Here is a 17,259-nt window from a genome sequence, read left to right as displayed (position 1 = left end):
TTCTTAATGCCTTTAGCCAAACCCATCAAACAATCACTGCCTTATTTTCAAGACAGTGCAGCACTATTTGCCCCGCTGGCGCAGCAGCCTTGGGCAGTCTTTCTGGATAGCGCCCAGCCGCACAGCCATCAGGATAGGTTCGATATTATCGCTTACGGCCCAGTCGTAACCCTGCGAACACGTGGCAAAATTACGCTTATAGAGCGAGATGGCGTGATTAGCGAAAGTACCGATGATCCTTTTGAGTTGTTGAAACAACAGTTAGGTACGTCCTTAGCCAGTGTTGACGGATTGCCGTTCAACGGTGGCGCAATTGGTTATTTTGCGTATGATTTGGCCAGGCGCATCGAGCGTTTACCGGCGATGGCCGACGATGCGGAAAATCTGCCTGAGATGGCGGTGGGCATTTACCGCTGGGCGGTGATTGTCGATCACCAGCATCGGCAAAGCTGGTTGGTCAGCGTCGATTTGCCGGAAAGCGAGCAGCAAAGACTAATCAGCGAATTCAGTGCGATTTCTACACCCGCTGAGACTGCGGAATTTAAAGTGCTGCAAGCGCCGCGCGCCAATATGGACAAACAGGCTTACGCCGCGGCTTTTCAACGCATCAAACATTATTTGAAAGAGGGTGATTGCTATCAAATCAATTTGACGCAGCGCTTCGAAAGCCCTTGCCAAGGCCAGCCATGGCAAGCGTATCAAATATTACGGCAGATCAACGCCGCGCCATTCAGCGCCTATCTCAATTTCCCGGATGTGCAGGTCTTAAGTTCGTCGCCGGAACGCTTTTTAAAAGTCACCGATGGCGCGGTGGAAACCAAACCCATCAAAGGTACCCGACCGCGCCGGAGTGATTGGGAAGCCGATCAGGCACAGATCGAAGACTTGGTGTCCAGCACCAAGGACCGGGCTGAGAATGTGATGATCGTCGATTTACTCCGCAATGATTTGGGTAAGAGTTGCAAAAAAGGTTCGGTGTGGGTGCCTAGCTTGTTCTCGGTGGAAAGCTATACCACCGTGCATCACTTAGTCAGTACCGTGACGGGGTTGCTAGCGGAAGGCCAACATGCCATTGATTTATTGCGTAGCTGTTTTCCGGGCGGCTCGATTACCGGCGCGCCGAAGATCAGGGCGATGGAAATTATCGAAGAGCTGGAACCGCATCGGCGCGGCATTTATTGCGGAGCGATTGGGTATATCGGTTTCGATGGCAATATGGACACCAATATTGCGATTCGTACGTTGGTCCACAATCGTGGCACGATACGTTTTTGGGCTGGCGGCGGTATCGTCAACGACTCAGTGCTGGACGAGGAATATCAGGAATGCTTTGATAAGGCTGCCGCCTTATTGCAGTTACTCAAGCAGTTTGGTGTATGACGTGTGTGATCAAGTTGGGTGGCAGCTTGCTGGAAACAGCGGCCTTGCCGGCTTGCCTGGCGGCCATTGCCAATCGCGCCGGCCCCATTGTGATTGTGCCCGGCGGCGGACCGTTTGCCGAGCAAGTACGCACTGCGCAAGGTCAGTGGCATTTCGACGATGAGGCCGCGCATCGCATGGCGATTCTGGCGATGCAGCAAATGGCTTTGTTGATGCACAGCCTGATGCCCGAATTTGCTATCGTCGCTGATGCGGCAAGCTTACTTCGCTCATCACAAGTAAAGCCTATTCTGATCTGGTCTCCGCAAGTCGAGCAAGTGGATAAGGCCAATATCGTTGCCAGTTGGGATGTTACTTCAGATAGTTTGGCGGCCTGGTTGGCTGGCTTTATCGAAGCTGATGAGCTAATTGTCGTGAAATCGGCGCAGATTCCTGAGCACCTGAGTTTGCCAGACTTACAGCAGCAAGGCATCCTGGATACCGCTTTTCAACATTTCACCACCCAGGCTAGTTACAAAATCACCGTAATGAATAAAGACCGCTTCCTGTCCCACCATGATTAATTTTATTAAAGCCATACTGAACAAGCGTTTGCGCAAGGCTTATTATCAAAGCCGGGAATCCTTGCTGGGCCATCAAAAACGCGACATCGTGGTGATGCAGGTCGGGCAGGCGTGCGAGAGTTTGAAGGACAGCCGTGATCAATTCGTTGATGCCCTGGATAAATTCAAAAGCATCGTCAATGTGAAGGATAGTTCGCTTGAGCAGCGCTATCAGCAACTCAAACGCCGCTACGACCTATGCAAGGGTAAGGCCGAGCAAGTCAGTCAAAAAATTCAGGTGGTGGAAGAGATTAGCGAAGCCTTGTTCAACGAATGGGAAGCCGAACTGGCCTTATACAGCAATCGGGCCTTGAAGGCGCGCAGCCAGCAACAACTTAAAAAATCCCGGCAGCAATATGCCCGTTTGTTAAAAGCCTTACAGAACGCAGAAACCCGTATGCATCCGGTATTGGCGGCGTTTCAGGATCAGGTACTGTTTTTAAAACACAACTTGAATGCCCATGCCATCGCGGCACTGAGGCATGAATTTATGGAAATGGGTGTGGATATTTCGAGGTTGATCGAGGTGATGGAGAAAACCATCAGCGAGGCCAGCCAGTTTGTTGCGGTTCTGGTGGAACAGAAACAACTGCCGGCCCCGGTACGTAAATAACTTACATGGCGTGCATTTTGTAATCGACCCGTGCCGGTGGATTTTTGTCACGTTGGTCAGGGGTTTTCTTACGGTTTTGATCAATACGTTCTTGCGAGTATTGGGAAATCATTTGGTCCCAATTGGCGTATTTTTCATAGTCTTTGCTGCCGGCCGCTTTGCGTTTGGCAAACAACTCTCTGCCGGCTTCTACCAATTGTTCCGGTGTCTTGCCGTCGATAGCGTCCAAAAACTCCTTGTTATTGCGGATTTCATCGCGTAAGGTCCAGAAAGACACTTCAAACTCGATGCGTTGGTCCAGCGGCAATTTTTCCTTGATTTGACTGATTGATCGATTGACGGTTTTTAAACTGCTACCGTTGATTTGATTGCTTTTATTACAACCAAGCAACAGTGCGCAGGTTAAAAAAACCAAAACAGTTGACGCTTTTCTCATGATGCAGCCCCCCAGTGGCTAAATGAACAAACCCGAATTTTGTATTTATAATGGTTGCAACGCGGGTTACCAAACAAACCAAATTACTCGGTAATTAAAAACACAAGCTTACCACATGCTGGAATTTATCCAACTTCTCAAACAGCGTTATCAAACTGTGCTACAGCAGCTGGATAAAAAAAATCCCCAGTACCTGGATTATCAGCAACGTATCGAACAATTGTTGCACGGCGAAGCCTTTATTCGCAAAGGCGAGCTGCTCGACAACAATCCTGATTTTCCGCTGCAAATCGCCGTTATCGGGCCGACGCAGGCCGGTAAAAGTTCTGTGGTCAATCTGCTGTTAAATGCCAACGCCGCCGGTGTGAGCCCGCTGGCCGGTTACACGGTGCAGGCCCAGGGTTTTTGCCATAGTCTGACGCCGGATGACTGCGACGGCATGCAGCATTATTTCGGCCGCTTTCAGCGTTTGGAGCAAACTGAATTACGCCCTGGGCGATACGACTGCTATTCGCTTAGTCCAAGCCCCGGGGCTTCAGCTTTGTTGCCTGCCTGTGTCTGTTGGGATACGCCGGATTTCGATTCGATAGACGCCGCCGATTATCGGGAAGGTGTGATCCGCACGATTGCCCTGGCCGACATCGTGGTATTGGTAGTAAGTAAGGAAAAATATGCCGATCAATCGGTATGGGAAATGATGAAAGCCATCGAGGTTTTCCAGCAGCCTACCTTGATTTGCGTGAATAAACTCAACGAGGGCAGTGAGCCGGTGATTTTGGATTCGCTACGGCAAAAGTGGTTGCAGACCCGTCATGCCCCTTTACCTACTGTGGTGCCCTTATTATTTCAAAAAGCCCCGGCCGCGCCGAACTGGCCGCAATCGGCCTCGCAAGCCTTTAGCGAACTGGCGAAAAAAGTCACTCGTCACAAACATGTTGCTCGCCAGCAGCAATTACTCAGTCGCTATTGGTTGGACTGGCTGCAACCGGTATTTGCCGAACACCATGCGCAGCATCATTGGCAAACCCTGGTCGATCAATCACTGGCGCAGGCGGTTAAGGAGTACCAGCGCGATTATCTTAACCATCCGCATCATTACGAAACCTTTCAAAACGCCTTATTAAATTTGCTGACTCTGCTGGAAATCCCCGGCATCGCCAAAGCGCTGGGCAAGACACGGCGGGCGATGACCTGGCCGTTTCGTAAACTATTTGCCCTGGGCGGCGGCACACCTATCAATCCGAATCAGGAACTCGGGGTGCTGAATCAGCTAGGCGAACATCTCCTGATTCAAATTGCCGACCGCTTATTGGAGAAAACCGAAACCGAGCCGGCCGATAGCCGCTGGTGGAAAGAAACCGCGATGGCGCTGAGACAAAAACGCGGCGATTTATTACAGATTTACAGGCAGGCGGTGACGGACTATCACAGCGATTTTCAACAAGATGTAGAAGCCTCGGCGCAGCGTTTATACGTAAAGCTGCAAGAACAGCCGATGATTTTGAATAGCCTGCGCGCCACCCGGGTTACCACCGATGCCGGTGCTTTATTGCTGGCGATTCAGGCCGGCGGCATCGGCGTCCACGATTTGGTGCTCACGCCATTGATGCTGACCATTACTTCCTTACTGGCGGAAAGCGCCATCGGCAGCTACATGCATAAGGTCGAAGCCGAATTAAAACAGCATCAGCTCAACACAGTGAAAACCGCGCTATTCGAGGCCTGCCTGAAACAGCGCCTGTATTTGTTGCCGCAAGGCGTGCTGTCGCCGACCCGCTTTAATATCTCCGAACAACAATGCCACACCGCGGAGCAGGCGCTGAAAGAGAAGAAACATGGCTTACGATTACTCTGAATTGCTGACTCAAGCCCAGCAATGGGCCGCAGCCGCGCAAGCCGAAGGCCGATTGAGCGCGGAGCGGGCACAATTATTGACAACGATGGACGCGCGCAGCACGGAAACTTTATTTGCAGCGAGTCAAACCGACCCGCACACCAGACCCTTGATTGTGGCGTTCATGGGCGGCACCGGCGTGGGCAAAAGCAGCTTGTTAAATCGTTTGGCGGGGCAGGCGATTGCCCGAGCCGGCATTGAGCGGCCCACCTCGCGGGAAGTGACCTTGTATCACCACCAAAGTCTGGCGATTAATAAATTGCCGGCCGGCCTGCCGCTGGACAGCATCAAGATTAGCCAGCACAACGATGCGGCCAATAGCCATATCGTCTGGATTGATATGCCGGATTTCGACAGCGTAGAACTTGGCAACAAGCGCCTGGTATTGGAGTGGCTGCCGCATATCGACGTTTTACTCTACGTAGTCAGTCCGGAGCGCTACCGCGACAACAAAGCTTGGCAATTGCTGCTGGCCGAGGGCGCGAAACACGCCTGGCTGTTTGTGATGAATCAGTGGGATCGTGGGCAGCCGGTGCAATACGACGATTTTAAACAGCAGCTGGGTAAGGCCGGTTTTACCGATCCTTTGATTTTTCGCACCAGTTGCAGCGAACCAGACGGCGATGAGTTCGCCGCGTTGCTGGAACAGTTGCGGCAACTGTCCGGTAAACACAGCGTTGCGCAACTGGAACGGCGCAGCGAGCAATTGCGCCGCCAACATTTAAAGCAGACCTTGCAGCAATTGGCGGACGATTTTTCCGGCCAAGATTATGTGCAATGTCAGCAAAATGTTGAGGCGCTTTGGCAGCATACCGAAGCCAGCTTGCAGCAAGGTTTGGCCTGGCCGATCAAACAGCTGGCGCAATTCTGGGCGGAGAACCTGGGCCAACCAGCGGACATCAAGCTGTGGGACGACTGGGCGCAGAACCGCCTGAACGATTTGCTGGACGAACTGGTTCTGCAAGCGGCGCAAGCCAACATCCCCAGCAAACCCTTGAAAGCTGCGTTGCAATTTGTCCGCGATAACACCGAGAAAAATCTTACCGCCCAAACCGAGTTGGCCGGCCGACAGGCTTTATTGCAGCCCGGCAACGGCGCTCAGCGTTTTTTGCTGAGATTCACCGCGATCTGCGAAACTGTCTTGCCACTGGCGGCGATGGGCGCAGTCGGCTATCAGGTGTTTTCCGGCTACTACCACAGCGCCGCCGACGCCACCGCTTATTTGGGCACTGACTTTGCGGTTCACAGCGTGCTGTTGATCGGCCTGAGCTGGTTGATCCCATTTTTCCTGCACAAAAAAATCCAGCCGTCCTTGCAGAAAGCGGCGTTGAAAGGTCTACAGAAAGGTTTGCAGCAGGCTTTAACGGCGGTGAGGGCGGAAATCAAACAGGCTTTAAAGGCCGAACAGCAACACAATGAATTGCTGCAACAGCAATTACAAGCGCTGCTGTCCAAATGCAGCGTCGAGCCGACCGTGGCTATAGAGCAGGGGAGTTTGTTGGGCAGAGTGTTGTTGGCGGAGTGAAACTTCGGGGTGGCTTGTAGCTGGTTTCGATAACGCCCAAGAAAATTTCTCCATTGTTTCAGTCACGAACTAGAACGTTGGAGTTAATTTGTCCAATGCTCAAGCTCTGAGCTGCAATGATCGAGTAATTTTCTTGAATCATCGAGATCAGAGCTCGAATGCCCGAGAAATTTTCTCCATCATTTCACTTCCAACCCAGAGCATTGGAGTTATTTTGTCCAATGCTCGAGCTCTGAACTGCAACGACCAAGAAATTTTCCTGGATGATCATGCTTCGAGCTCGATCGTTCGAGCTCGGAACTAAAAAGTTGGAGTTATTTTGCGCAACGGCCAAGAAAAAGGCTAGGCTGCTACGAAAAATGAGTGGAATAGATATGGATCAGCTAAGAGTTGACCTTGATTTATGCAAAGTCATCGATCTTTGGAGGGCAGCTATCGAGACTAATTTTTCGAAATTGGTGAATTCTCCGTCTCGGCCAATTACCGACTGTCGCGCTTTCCAAGTCAATGACAGGTAAAATCTCAAGAACAGCCTTTCACCGTGTAGCTGAAGGGCTCGCGGCGAAGCGCAGCTTTTCTTTGACGGAGGGCTTAGGCATCGCCGTGCACTGGATAGTAGATCGGTGAAATCTCAACGGCGAACGGCTCGGCGAACTGAACAACGCGGCGCTTCTTGAAGAGCCTTTGTTTTGTGAATGTGTATGGCACATAGATAAAGCGAGAGTACCCCGGGCCTTCGAGGTGAACGCGCAGACCGTCACGGGACGGTGCCGAATACTCATCCGGGATATCGACATTCGCGGCGAGAGCCACTCCTGCATGCTCGTTGCGCTCGACGCCACGGAGAAATGCCTCACCGAGAAGTTGATAGATTTCCGTTGGAGAAGGCTTCTCTTCGCCGTTGTATCCACCGACGCCAGCAACAACGCCCTGAAAGGAAAGCGTCGCACCGAACGGATAGAAGTCGCCAGAATCTTCGAGCATGGTGCGTGCGAAGCTCATGCAATAGATGAGCATCTCGTGCAACTGTTCTGGCGTAGCATGCATATGCTTTTGATTCAATGCCTATCTAGTAATTAGAAAGTTTCTGCATATCACTGACTGAGATGCAATAGTGGCCGGTAATAATTAAATTGCTGTCATTGAATCACTTACAGCGACAGGCAGCAAGGGGTCGATACCGCCAACCCAATGATTCCAAAAGCAAGGATTCAACCACTATAACCCTATGGTGGAATGCGCGGCCCGTTGTGTTAACAAAATTAGCGGTTGCTTTCGAGCGGAATAGGTAGCCGTTTCAGATAAGAATGCGCTCTGCGGGTCCGTTATTTTCCTGTAGTCTTCACTTCCCTGATTTTGGTATATCTCTTGCTGCGTAGTTAACCGAGCCTTGAAATGGTGGGGAATTTAAACATTTCCTGTCGCCTTCGTAACATTGCTCAAGCTCGAATGTTCGATGGCCGACAGCCGCTCGGTCGAATGAGTGGTCTGGTGGTTTCAAACGAATATCCGCATAATAAATTTCAAGAGGATAAAACCATGGCAGAGTTTTTTATTGAGATAAGCGCGCAGGAAAATGGCGACCATCTGATTCATAAATCCAGCTGCTCTTTGCTGCCGGCTAAAGAGGCTATTTATTATCTGGGTTCGATCAGCAGCGTGACCAGTGCGGCGAAGAAGGCCGGTGAGAGATTTGCCAAGCCAACCGCTTGTTCGCAATGTTCTCCGGTTTGAGATAAAACCGTTATAAGGCGAATACGGCAGTGTATTCGCCTTAAGTCTGTTAAGACCAGGTGGCTTGCCAAGCGGCAAGCCACACCGTTGATTTATTGGGCTACTGCTTCGCTGTCAATCACTGCCGCGGGCCGTTGTTCGCCTTTGCCGATTTCCAATAAATCCCAGAACAACAAACCGCCGCCAGCGGCTGTCATCAAACCAAATACCATGCGCCAGACCATTGCTTGCATAAACCAGGGATGATTCTGTGCGGCGAAATAGCCGGCCCAGGTGGAGCCTTCCACCGCGCGTTCGATAAACGATTGTTCGTAGCCGGCGATCAACAATGCCACCGTCATACCCATCACGCCCAGGTTTAATAGTACCGCTGCGGTTTTCCAGCGCCAGCCATTGGCAAGCTCACCGCCCATCCAGACCTTACCGCGCGCTTGCTGTGCCGCCAGATAGAAAAAGGCAATGTTGATGGTGGCATAAGCCCCGAAGAAAGCTAAATGGCCGTGCGACGCCGACCATTGGGTGCCGTGGGTATACAGATTGATTTGCGGCAGGGTGTGCATAAAACCCCAAACGCCGGCGCCGAGAAAATTGCCAAAAGCGTGGGCGATGATCCAGGCCAAAGCCGGGTGGTTGCTGTTTTTGAAACGATGCGCGCCAGCATCGTATATTGAGTGCACCACCATCGCCACCAAAGGGATGGGTTCTAGCGCCGAAAAGAAGCCGCCGATGGTGAACCAGTATTCTGGTGTGCCGATCCAGAAGTAGTGATGGCCCAAGCCCAAGATGCCGGAACCGAACATCAACGCCACTTCGATATACAGCCAGGTTTGTACGACTTTGCGGCGCACGCCCAGCAATTTCATCAAGCTCCAGGCCATGATGCAGCCGACCAATACTTCCCAGGTGGCTTCCACCCACAAATGAATCACCCACCACCACCAGTATTGGTCGATGGAAATATTGGTCACATAAAACATGCCCGCCAGATACAAGCCGGCTAGCGCGACCAGGTCCAAAGTCAACACGCCGGCGATGCCCGACCATTTGCCCTTGGCAAAGGTGGCGGCCACGTTATAGAAAAAGGTCAATACCACCACGACGATGCCGATGTCGGCCCAGCGTGGTGCTTCGATATACTCGCGGCCTTCGTTGATCAACCACAACGAGGTGTCGGTGCCGCTGCCGATTTGAATCAACAAATACACCAAGACCACCACGGTGACGGCGCCGGTCAATATCCAGAACGCCAGTTGCCCCCATTTCAGGCCGACGATTTCGACGCCGCTTTCCTCCTCTAAAAACCAGTACACCGAACCAAGAAAGCCATACAGCATCCATACCACCATGGCATTGATGTGCACCATGCGGTTGACGTTGAAATCCAGGATTTCGTACAAAAAGCTGGGGAAGATGAATTGCAGACCGGCCAACAGGCCGAACAGCAATTGTGCCATGAACAGCACCATCGCCACGGTAAAGTAATGCACCGCCAGTTTTTGGCCGCCGCTCAGATGGGGATTGGCCATGAGCTCGGTATGGCGCTGCTTACAACCGGCCCAGCAGTTCGCCGCTTTTTTTTGATAAGCTTGTAAGGTCATTTATTTATCCTCTTCGCCCAGCGCGATGAAATTGTGCGGGAAGCCATTGGTGTCGATAGACGACATCCATTTCAGGAAAGCCACGATGGCTTCCGCTTCGGGTGGCGTGATGTCCAGATTGGGCATCTTGCGGTTGGAGCCGTAGGTGCGGGCATTTTTTTCCGGGTCCAGCAGGAAATTCACCATCATTTGTTCGCGCGATTCCTTGGCCCCCCAGCCTTGGTCCAGCCAGGCTTTGGTCAAATCGGGCGCGTAATAGGCGCCGTTGCCGAGCAGGGTGTGGCAGTTCATGCAGTTTTTGGCTTGCACGGTTTTTTTGCCGTGGTCGACCAGTTTTTCCGCTTCTTCTTCGCTGAGGGTTTTGCCGAACAACGGTGCGTCCTCACCGATGGTGGGTTGGTAGCGCTGCTTGGCTTTGTCGAAGCGGTAGCTGATGTCTTTGTTTATCACGCTGTAGGCGGGCACGCGCGGACCGCCGGCACTGATTTGTTTCATCGAATCGAAGCTTAAAATAACCAGCAGCACAAAAGACCCGCCGGTCACCCAGATCGCGGTTTTTTTCCAGAATGTTTCCGACGCCCAGCGGGGCGGACTTTGCTCAGTCATGATGATCTCCAGATTGATGAGAGTGGTGAGTATCTGCATCGTGCGTCGCGGCGCACAACTTCCAGATAAAACGCGGCATCCAGCCGTAGCCGAGTACCATTAACAACGACAGCAGCAGCCAATAATCGTTAAAATGATTGACGTAGCTGAACACGCCAACGCAAATCAGCAATGCGGCGTAGATTAACCAGGCGGCAAACTCGAATTTACGGTGGCCGCTGATCTTGGACCAGGCATACAACGCGGCATACACCGTAGCCAGCAAGATGATCAACGCCGCACTGAAAAAGCTCAGGAAAAAATCGGATAGGGCAACGGGTTCGATCAACATTAAATTTTACCGCCGGACAGTTTTATAACATGCGTTAAAAATGCAACTTTAAGCAAGTGTAGGCGTCATTAACATTTATTTCAAATACGGCTTTTACCAAATTCAACGACATGCAATTGACTGCACATACCGATTACGCGCTGCGCGTACTGATTTATCTAGCTATTAACACTGAAAAACGGGTGACAATTACTGAATTAGCCGATTTTTTCGGCATTTCCAGAAACCACTTGGTCAAGGTGGTACACAAACTGGGCGTAAAAGGTTTTGTGCTGACGGTGCGCGGCAAAGGGGGCGGCATTTGTTTGTCGCGGCCGGCGCGGGAGATTAGTGTCGGCAATGTGGTACGGGAAGTGGAGGGGCACTTTCAGATGGCCGAATGTTTTAATCCCAAAAAACAGGGTAGTTGTGCGCTGGAGAAGGGGTGCGGGCTGATAGGGCTGTTAGGCGGCGCTGTAGAGCAGTTTTTACAGACTTTGGACAAGGCGGTTTTGAGCGATTTGGTGAGTCAGCCTTCGGCAGAACAATTCGTCAGCCTGACCAAATTGGAGCGCTAGTAGTGATGATCGCGCCGTCTGGCTTTTGATTGCTGAGGAGACCGTTAACGATAGGCTCCGACATAAGGATTGCTGCGCATTTCAGCGCCAAATGTAGACATTGGGCCGTGACCGGGGATGAATTTCACGTCATCTCCCAAAGGCCAGAGTTTTAACTCAATGGAATCTATCAAGGTTTGATGGTCGCCTTTGGGAAAATCGGTACGGCCTATCGAGCCTTTGAACAACACATCGCCAACCAGCGCCAGGCGCTGTGCCTCGCTGAAAAACACCACATGGCCGGGTGTGTGTCCCGGGCAATGAATCACCTGTAACACCTCGTTACCCACCTTAACCGTATCGCCGTCGTTCAGCCAACGCTGCGGGGTAAAACTCGCCGATTCCGGAAAACCGAACATCCGGCATTGCTGCGCCAAGGCCTCGATCCAGAAGTTATCTTCAATTTGCGGGCCGATGATCGGCAACGAGAGTTTTTTAGCCAACTCCGCCACGCCGCCGACATGATCCAGATGGCCGTGGGTGACCAGTATCGATTCCAGTTCCGCACCCTGCTTTTTGACTTCCTTCAACAATACATCAAGGTCGCCGCCCGGATCGACCAGCGCAGCTTTATTGGTTTGTTCGCAGACCAGTAAGGTGCAATTTTGTTGATAGGCGGTAACGGGGATGATGGTGTAGCGCATGAAATCAATGATGGCTGGCTGGTGGACTCCCGCTTGCGCGGGAGCGAAGGAACAGTAAGTTAGATATTCAGCAATAAATGTGCAGGCGCTTCCAGACACTCTTTGATGATACCCAAAAATTGCACCGCTTCCTTGCCGTCTATCAAGCGATGGTCGTAGGACAAAGCCAGATACATGATAGGCCGAATCACGATTTCGCCGTTTTCCACCACTGGCCGGTCCTTGATGGCGTGCATGCCTAAAATCGCGCATTGCGGCGGATTCAAGATGGGTGTGGACAACATGGAACCGAAGATGCCGCCGTTGGTAATGGTAAAGGTACCGCCGCTGAGGTCTTCGACGCTGATTGAGCCGTTGCGGGCTTTGTTACCGAAATCGTGGATACCTTTCTCGATGCCGGCGAAATCCAATTGGTCTGCATCACGCAAAATCGGTACGATCAAGCCGCGCGGTGTGGTGACGGCGATGCCGATGTCGTAGTAGCCGTGGTAAATGATGTCGCTGCCGTCAATGGAAGCGTTAATTGCCGGGAAGCGTTTTAAGCCTTCAATCGATGCCTTGACGAAGAACGACATGAAGCCCAGCTTGATGCTGTGTTTGGTTTCGAAACGATCTTTGTAGTGATTGCGCAGATCGATGACGGCACTGAGATTGACTTCGTTAAAGGTGGTCAGCATCGCCGCGTTTTGCTGCGCTTGCAGCAAGCGTTCGGCTACTTTGGCACGCAAGCGGGTCATCGGCACCCGCTGCTCCGGTCTCAAGCTGGCGACAGCTGTGGCGGACAACGGCGAGTGGGTTTCCGTTGCCGGCGCTGGCGCGGGAGTAGGAGCAGGTGGCGCGTCTTTCGCTTGCGTGTTTAAGAAATCCAAAACGTCGGTTTTCAGAATCCTGCCATGTTTGCCGGAGCCGGCGATGGCTTGGGGATCAAGATCCTTTTCGGCAACCAGTTTGCGAACAGAAGGGCTAAGCACGGCTTCTTCGGCTTTTTCGGTTACCTGAGCCGGTTTGGCCTGCTGGGCGTCCAGTTTGGCGAGTAGTTGGCCGCCGACCACGGTTTCGCCGTCTTGTACCACCAGTTCCAGCAGAGTTCCGGATTTGGGGGCCGGTACTTCCAGAATGACTTTGTCGGTTTCGAGATCAGCCAGATTGTCGCCTTCGTTTACCCATTCGCCCGCCTGTTTGTGCCATGTGACTAAGGTGGCATCGGATACGGATTCGGGAAGGCTGGGGACCAGTATTTCAAAGCTCATGTGTATTTCCTTCGTTGCTGCCATAGAGTGCGGCGTTTACCACGGCGCGTTGTTCATTAAGATGGGTTTTGTAATTGCCGACCGCCGGTGATGCTGAGGCGACCCGGCCCGCGTAAGTGATCGGGATATTCTTGTCTAGCAAATCGAAAAAATGGTGCTTGCTTTGGTACCAGGCGCCTTGGTTTTTCGGCTCTTCCTGACACCAGACAATATGCTCGACATTGGGGTATTTGTCGATTTCGCGTTTGAATTGTTCGTTCGGAAACGGGTAGAGCTGCTCGATACGAATAATCGCGACATGGCGCAGTTGCTCCTGATCTAGGCGGCGGGCCTCCAACAAATCGAAATAGACTTTGCCGGCGCATAAGACTATGCGCGTGACGTGGTAGGGATCGATATCGTCCTGTTCGCCTATCACGTTCAAAAATTCACCGTGGGTCAAATCGCTCAGCGTCGATACTGCCAGCTTGTGTCGTAGCAGGCTTTTCGGACTCATGACGATCAGCGGCTTACGATATTGGCGCAACATTTGCCGGCGCAGCAAATGAAAAATTTGCGCCGGAGTGGTGGGGACGCAGACTTGGATATTGTGGTCGGCACACAGCTGCAAATAACGCTCCAGGCGAGCCGAGGAATGTTCAGGGCCTTGGCCTTCAAAGCCGTGCGGCAGCAGCATGACCAAGCCGCTGAGTTTGCCCCATTTGGTTTCACCGGATGAAATGAATTGGTCGATGACCACTTGCGCGCCGTTGGCGAAATCGCCGAATTGCGCTTCCCAGATCACCAATTTATTCGGTTCGGTGGAGCTGTAGCCGTATTCGAAACCCAAGACGCCGGCTTCCGAGAGCAGGGAGTTAAAGATTTGTGCGCGGCCCTGATTTTCGCTCAAATGTTTCAGCGGGATGTAGTTTTCACCGTTGGCCTGATTCAGCAAAATAGCATGGCGATGCGAGAAAGTACCGCGGCCGATGTCCTGGCCGGTCAATCGCATGTCATATTTTTCGAGTAGCAGCGTCGCATAAGCCATATTTTCCGCAAAGCCCCAATCCATGGGGATTTCGCCGGCCGCCATTTTATTGCGGTCATCCATGACTTTGGCGACTCTGGGGTGTAGCTCAAAACCCTCCGGCAAGCTTTGCAAGCGTTGGTTGCAGAACTGGAGATGCTCCAAGCTAATCGAGGTGTCGGCGGGCGTGTCCCAATGTTTGTTTTGATAGGGTACCCAGCGCGCTGAGTATGAGTAAACATTGTTTTCGATAATCGGCCGCGACACCGGTTGACCTTCGTTGAGCAGTTGTTGGTAATCCTGCTCCATTTTCTGCACCATGTCCTCGGTGACGACGCCTTCCGCAATTAATTTCTGCGCATAGATTTGCGGGGGCGTTTGGTGGTCGCGGATGGATTTGTACATCATCGGCTGAGTAGCCGCGGGTTCGTCGGCCTCGTTGTGACCATGACGGCGATAGCAAATCAAGTCGATCACCACATCTTTATGAAAGGTGTTGCGGTAATCCAATGCCAATTGCGTGATGAAAATCACCGCTTCCGGATCGTCGCCGTTGACGTGAAATACCGGCGCCTGAATCATGTTGGCAACGTCGGTGCAATATAAGGTGGAACGTGCGTCGAACGGGTTGCTGGTGGTAAAACCGATTTGGTTGTTGATGACAATATGTACGGTGCCGCCGGTGGAGAACGCTCGCGTTTCCGACATGTTCAAGGTTTCCATCACAATACCTTGGCCGGCAAACGCGGCGTCGCCGTGAATTAATATCGGCAGGATCGCGTCAAAACCATCCGGGCCGTGCCGATCTTGGCGGGCTTTTACCGAGCCTTCCACCACCGGATTGATGATTTCCAAATGCGAGGGGTTGAAGGCCAGCGTCAAGTGGATGGGGCCACCCGGTGTGGCGATATTGGACGAAAAGCCTTGGTGGTATTTGACGTCGCCGGTCAGTACGCCGGGCGAGGACGTGTGAGTGCCCTCGAATTCGCCGAACAATACCGCCGGGCTTTTGCCCAATATATTAATGAGTACGTTCAATCGGCCGCGGTGGGCCATGCCGATGACGATTTCCTTGCCTTTATGTTCGCCGGCGCGTTGGATTAATTCGTCCAGTACCGGAATTAAAGACTCGCCGCCTTCCAGTGAAAAGCGTTTTTGGCCGACATATTTGCGGTGCAGGAAGCGCTCCAAGCCTTCGGCCGCGATCAACAACTTTAAAAGCCATTGGCGTTTTTCCGGGTGGCTGCTGAAATCCGGTTTTGCGCCTTCCAGTTTATCCTTGATCCAACGCTTCTTCTCGTCATCGACGATGTGCATGTATTCGCTGCCGATGCTGCCGCAGTAAATCTCGTTAAGCGTTTGAATAATAGCTTTCAAGGGCAAACGGTCTACGCCGCACAAACCACCGGTGTCGAACAGTGTGCTCATGTCCGCATCCGTCAAACCATAATATATGGGTTCTAAGTCGGCGGGGATGCTTTGCGATTGGCCAAGCGGGTTGTTTGAGGCTATCTGATGGCCTTTGACACGGTAATGATTGATCAAGCGGGCTACCGCCGATTGCTTCTTGACGCTTTGCTCGGTAAAGCCCTGCATTCTGGCCAGTCTGCCTGGTTCCGCAATCGCCAACTTTTCAAAGCGTTCCACAATCACACTGTGCGGCGTATCTACGGTGGCGCCACTGCGAATGTGGTCGAAGCGCTGTCGCCAGCTTGGGCTGATGGATTCCGGATTGCTCAAGTACTGTTCGTACAAGTACTCGATGAAGTGGGCGTTGCCTCCGTACAATGAGGAGGACTCTTCGAATTGTTTAAGCAGGCTACTCATGCAAACATCCAGGTTTTCGGCAAGTTGAGCCGATTATGTTAGAACTAAAATGTTATATTACCAAGGACAATGTGTCGTAACGGGCTAGTGCATCAAGTGATTCCAGTTTCATTTGGTTGATTCAATATCGGGAAAAAACATGGCTGATAATAAAGTAGTTATCAAAATTAATTATGATAAGAAACATCCGGGCATAAACACGGCGCCGCAAACGGTAACGGTTTGGCATATTCGCAGGATACTGGTTGCGGTTCTGGTGTTAGTTTTGATGCTAATAGTATTATTTTCATGGTTTGGTGGCGGCGACGAAGATAGTGATACTCAGATCGATACCACGGAAAAAGTTCAAAAATTTAATACACCGGATGCTGAAATGGTTGAGCGGCAGGAGCCTCCGGTATTAGAAAAGCCAGTGCCGGCGATAGTGCGGCAGGAATCGGCTAACGCAGAAAGTGTTAAAAAAATCGACAGTGTTAAAAAGCCGGCTGCGGTTATATTGGACCGCAAGATTATCAGAGCATCTTTAAATACCGAGCCGAAGGATGGTGAACCCGGCGAACCGATTAAGTCGCCGCTGAGAGTTATTCCTAACCAATCCCGGGAAGTTTTTTATTTTAGTGAGATAAAAAACATGAAGGGCAGATCTTTGTTTCATCGATGGTCGCGTAACGGTCAAATCGTGCATCAAAAACAATTGGATATGAAAGATAAAATAACCAAGGTATGGTCTAGTAAAACCTTGTCTGCCAAAGATAAAGGCGAATGGCAAGTTCAGTTGACGGATAAGAAAGGCAAGGTATATTCCGAAGTCAATTTTTCAGTAAATCCCGAATAATAGTTTTATTTAGAAACGCTGGGTGATAGAATTGATTGCGTTTTTTGATTAACGAGGAAAATATGACTGACTTTAATAAACTATCCGAAGCCGAATTACAGGCTGTTATTGATAATGCCGAAAAAGCATTAAAAGAAAGACAATCCAGTAAACGTAAGGAAGTTATTGCGCAAATTAAGGAATTAGCGGCTTCTATCGGTGTAACGGTCGATATTCAAGACGGCGAGAAGAAATCCGAAAGAAAAACCGGTAAAGTGGCGGCTAGATACCGTAGTCCTAACGATGCGTCCTTAACTTGGTCTGGTCGTGGATTGGCGCCGAAATGGATGCAGGAACTACTGGCCTCCGGTCGCGATAAAGCCGAGTTCGAAATTAAATAATC

General features: G+C 51.5%; 17 protein-coding genes. 9 read left to right on the top strand and 8 right to left on the bottom strand.

The genetic code is table 11. The features are described 5' to 3' along the window. Positions 1-6 precede the first annotated feature (6 nt). Genes pabB through EBB_RS22905 form a run of 3 tightly spaced genes read left to right on the top strand, consistent with a single transcriptional unit; the run spans position 7 to position 2,595 of the window. Complete coding sequence (gene pabB, locus EBB_RS22915) at positions 7-1,380, top strand: aminodeoxychorismate synthase component I (protein WP_192395979.1); 1,374 nt, start codon at positions 7-9, stop codon at positions 1,378-1,380. Further along, a complete protein-coding gene (locus EBB_RS22910) occupies positions 1,377-1,943 on the top strand; it encodes an amino acid kinase family protein (protein ID WP_192395978.1) in 567 nt (188 codons plus the stop codon). The genes pabB and EBB_RS22910 overlap by 4 nt, the downstream gene beginning before the upstream one ends. Then, the gene (locus EBB_RS22905; protein ID WP_192395977.1) at positions 1,936-2,595 is read left to right on the top strand and encodes a DUF2959 domain-containing protein; all 660 of its coding nucleotides are present in this window, start codon (positions 1,936-1,938) and stop codon (positions 2,593-2,595) included. Before EBB_RS22910 ends, EBB_RS22905 begins: the two co-directional genes overlap by 8 nt. A 1-nt stretch (position 2,596) precedes the next feature. Here EBB_RS22905 and EBB_RS22900 read toward each other — a convergent pair whose 3' ends face one another. Next, complete coding sequence (locus EBB_RS22900; protein WP_192395976.1) at positions 2,597-3,031, bottom strand: DUF6694 family lipoprotein; 435 nt, start codon at positions 3,029-3,031, stop codon at positions 2,597-2,599. Between the two features lie 115 nt (positions 3,032-3,146). Between EBB_RS22900 and EBB_RS22895 the strand changes: the two genes are divergently transcribed. Continuing rightward, positions 3,147-4,886 carry a GTPase gene (locus tag EBB_RS22895; protein ID WP_192395975.1) on the top strand — a complete coding sequence of 580 codons (1,740 nt, stop codon included), beginning with the start codon at positions 3,147-3,149 and terminating at the stop codon, positions 4,884-4,886. Further along, positions 4,867-6,450 (top strand): GTPase, encoded by a 1,584-nt coding sequence (locus tag EBB_RS22890; RefSeq protein WP_192395974.1) that lies wholly within the window; start codon positions 4,867-4,869, stop codon positions 6,448-6,450. Before EBB_RS22895 ends, EBB_RS22890 begins: the two co-directional genes overlap by 20 nt. A 591-nt stretch (positions 6,451-7,041) precedes the next feature. Here EBB_RS22890 and EBB_RS22885 read toward each other — a convergent pair. Continuing rightward, positions 7,042-7,512, bottom strand: a complete 471-nt coding sequence (locus tag EBB_RS22885; protein ID WP_192395973.1) for a hypothetical protein — start codon at positions 7,510-7,512, stop codon at positions 7,042-7,044. Between the two features lie 333 nt (positions 7,513-7,845). On the opposite strand from EBB_RS22885, the gene EBB_RS26240 reads away from it, so the two are divergent. Next, positions 7,846-8,184 (top strand): hypothetical protein, encoded by a 339-nt coding sequence (locus tag EBB_RS26240; protein WP_225587721.1) that lies wholly within the window; start codon positions 7,846-7,848, stop codon positions 8,182-8,184. Positions 8,185-8,276: 92 nt separating this feature from the next. Here the strand turns inward: EBB_RS26240 and EBB_RS22875 are convergent, their stop codons facing one another. From EBB_RS22875 to EBB_RS22865, 3 genes are read right to left on the bottom strand one after another with little or no spacing between them, the layout of a single operon-like run. Further along, entirely contained in the window at positions 8,277-9,782 is a 1,506-nt protein-coding gene (locus EBB_RS22875; protein ID WP_192395972.1) for a cbb3-type cytochrome c oxidase subunit I, read from the bottom strand. After that, positions 9,783-10,388, bottom strand: coding sequence for a c-type cytochrome (locus EBB_RS22870; RefSeq protein ID WP_192395971.1), 606 nt, complete (start codon positions 10,386-10,388; stop codon positions 9,783-9,785). It lies immediately after the preceding gene. Beyond that, a complete protein-coding gene (locus EBB_RS22865; RefSeq protein ID WP_192395970.1) occupies positions 10,381-10,719 on the bottom strand; it encodes a hypothetical protein in 339 nt (112 codons plus the stop codon). Before EBB_RS22865 ends, EBB_RS22870 begins: the two co-directional genes overlap by 8 nt. Before the next feature lie 110 nt (positions 10,720-10,829). Here EBB_RS22865 and EBB_RS22860 point away from each other — a divergent pair, with 110 nt between their 5' ends. Beyond that, the gene (locus EBB_RS22860) at positions 10,830-11,276 is read left to right on the top strand and encodes an Rrf2 family transcriptional regulator (RefSeq protein ID WP_192395969.1); all 447 of its coding nucleotides are present in this window, start codon (positions 10,830-10,832) and stop codon (positions 11,274-11,276) included. Positions 11,277-11,320: 44 nt separating this feature from the next. Here EBB_RS22860 and EBB_RS22855 read toward each other — a convergent pair whose 3' ends face one another. Genes EBB_RS22855 through EBB_RS22845 form a run of 3 tightly spaced genes read right to left on the bottom strand, consistent with a single transcriptional unit; the run spans position 11,321 to position 16,042 of the window. Then, positions 11,321-11,959 (bottom strand): MBL fold metallo-hydrolase, encoded by a 639-nt coding sequence (locus EBB_RS22855; RefSeq protein ID WP_192395968.1) that lies wholly within the window; start codon positions 11,957-11,959, stop codon positions 11,321-11,323. A 59-nt stretch (positions 11,960-12,018) separates the two neighbouring features. Further along, positions 12,019-13,209: a 2-oxoglutarate dehydrogenase complex dihydrolipoyllysine-residue succinyltransferase gene (gene odhB / locus EBB_RS22850; RefSeq protein WP_192395967.1), complete on the bottom strand. Its 1,191-nt coding sequence runs from the start codon at positions 13,207-13,209 to the stop codon at positions 12,019-12,021. Further along, the gene (locus EBB_RS22845) at positions 13,199-16,042 is read right to left on the bottom strand and encodes a 2-oxoglutarate dehydrogenase E1 component (RefSeq protein ID WP_192395966.1); all 2,844 of its coding nucleotides are present in this window, start codon (positions 16,040-16,042) and stop codon (positions 13,199-13,201) included. Before EBB_RS22845 ends, odhB begins: the two co-directional genes overlap by 11 nt. A gap of 139 nt (positions 16,043-16,181) precedes the next feature. Here EBB_RS22845 and EBB_RS22840 point away from each other — a divergent pair, with 139 nt between their 5' ends. Together EBB_RS22840 and EBB_RS22835 are read left to right on the top strand one after the other, a co-directional pair. Next, on the top strand, positions 16,182-16,877 hold the full coding sequence (locus EBB_RS22840) for a DUF2914 domain-containing protein (protein ID WP_192395965.1): 696 nt from the start codon (positions 16,182-16,184) through the stop codon (positions 16,875-16,877). A gap of 62 nt (positions 16,878-16,939) precedes the next feature. After that, a complete protein-coding gene (locus EBB_RS22835; protein ID WP_192395964.1) occupies positions 16,940-17,257 on the top strand; it encodes an H-NS histone family protein in 318 nt (105 codons plus the stop codon). Positions 17,258-17,259 lie beyond the last annotated feature (2 nt).

It is taken from the genome of Methylomonas fluvii (genome assembly GCF_014850975.1).
Classification (GTDB): Bacteria; Pseudomonadota; Gammaproteobacteria; order Methylococcales; family Methylomonadaceae; genus Methylomonas; species Methylomonas fluvii.
Note: the sequence above shows the minus strand (reverse complement) of the source record. Positions and strands in the feature narration are given on the sequence as shown.

What these genes read in the sequence shown, in the direction of transcription:
- EBB_RS22855 (WP_192395968.1), bottom strand. Translation starts at nt 11,959, where the DNA reads ATGCGCTACACCATCATCCCCGTTACCGCCTATCAACAAAATTGCACC.
- EBB_RS22900 (WP_192395976.1), bottom strand. Translation starts at nt 3,031, where the DNA reads ATGAGAAAAGCGTCAACTGTTTTGGTTTTTTTAACCTGCGCACTGTTG.
- pabB (WP_192395979.1), top strand. Translation starts at nt 7, where the DNA reads ATGCCTTTAGCCAAACCCATCAAACAATCACTGCCTTATTTTCAAGAC.
- EBB_RS22890 (WP_192395974.1), top strand. Translation starts at nt 4,867, where the DNA reads ATGGCTTACGATTACTCTGAATTGCTGACTCAAGCCCAGCAATGGGCC.
- EBB_RS22875 (WP_192395972.1), bottom strand. Translation starts at nt 9,782, where the DNA reads ATGACCTTACAAGCTTATCAAAAAAAAGCGGCGAACTGCTGGGCCGGT.
- EBB_RS22845 (WP_192395966.1), bottom strand. Translation starts at nt 16,042, where the DNA reads ATGAGTAGCCTGCTTAAACAATTCGAAGAGTCCTCCTCATTGTACGGA.
- EBB_RS26240 (WP_225587721.1), top strand. Translation starts at nt 7,846, where the DNA reads ATGGTGGGGAATTTAAACATTTCCTGTCGCCTTCGTAACATTGCTCAA.
- EBB_RS22840 (WP_192395965.1), top strand. Translation starts at nt 16,182, where the DNA reads ATGGCTGATAATAAAGTAGTTATCAAAATTAATTATGATAAGAAACAT.
- EBB_RS22870 (WP_192395971.1), bottom strand. Translation starts at nt 10,388, where the DNA reads ATGACTGAGCAAAGTCCGCCCCGCTGGGCGTCGGAAACATTCTGGAAA.
- EBB_RS22895 (WP_192395975.1), top strand. Translation starts at nt 3,147, where the DNA reads ATGCTGGAATTTATCCAACTTCTCAAACAGCGTTATCAAACTGTGCTA.
- EBB_RS22865 (WP_192395970.1), bottom strand. Translation starts at nt 10,719, where the DNA reads ATGTTGATCGAACCCGTTGCCCTATCCGATTTTTTCCTGAGCTTTTTC.
- EBB_RS22905 (WP_192395977.1), top strand. Translation starts at nt 1,936, where the DNA reads ATGATTAATTTTATTAAAGCCATACTGAACAAGCGTTTGCGCAAGGCT.
- EBB_RS22910 (WP_192395978.1), top strand. Translation starts at nt 1,377, where the DNA reads ATGACGTGTGTGATCAAGTTGGGTGGCAGCTTGCTGGAAACAGCGGCC.
- odhB (WP_192395967.1), bottom strand. Translation starts at nt 13,209, where the DNA reads ATGAGCTTTGAAATACTGGTCCCCAGCCTTCCCGAATCCGTATCCGAT.
- EBB_RS22860 (WP_192395969.1), top strand. Translation starts at nt 10,830, where the DNA reads ATGCAATTGACTGCACATACCGATTACGCGCTGCGCGTACTGATTTAT.
- EBB_RS22835 (WP_192395964.1), top strand. Translation starts at nt 16,940, where the DNA reads ATGACTGACTTTAATAAACTATCCGAAGCCGAATTACAGGCTGTTATT.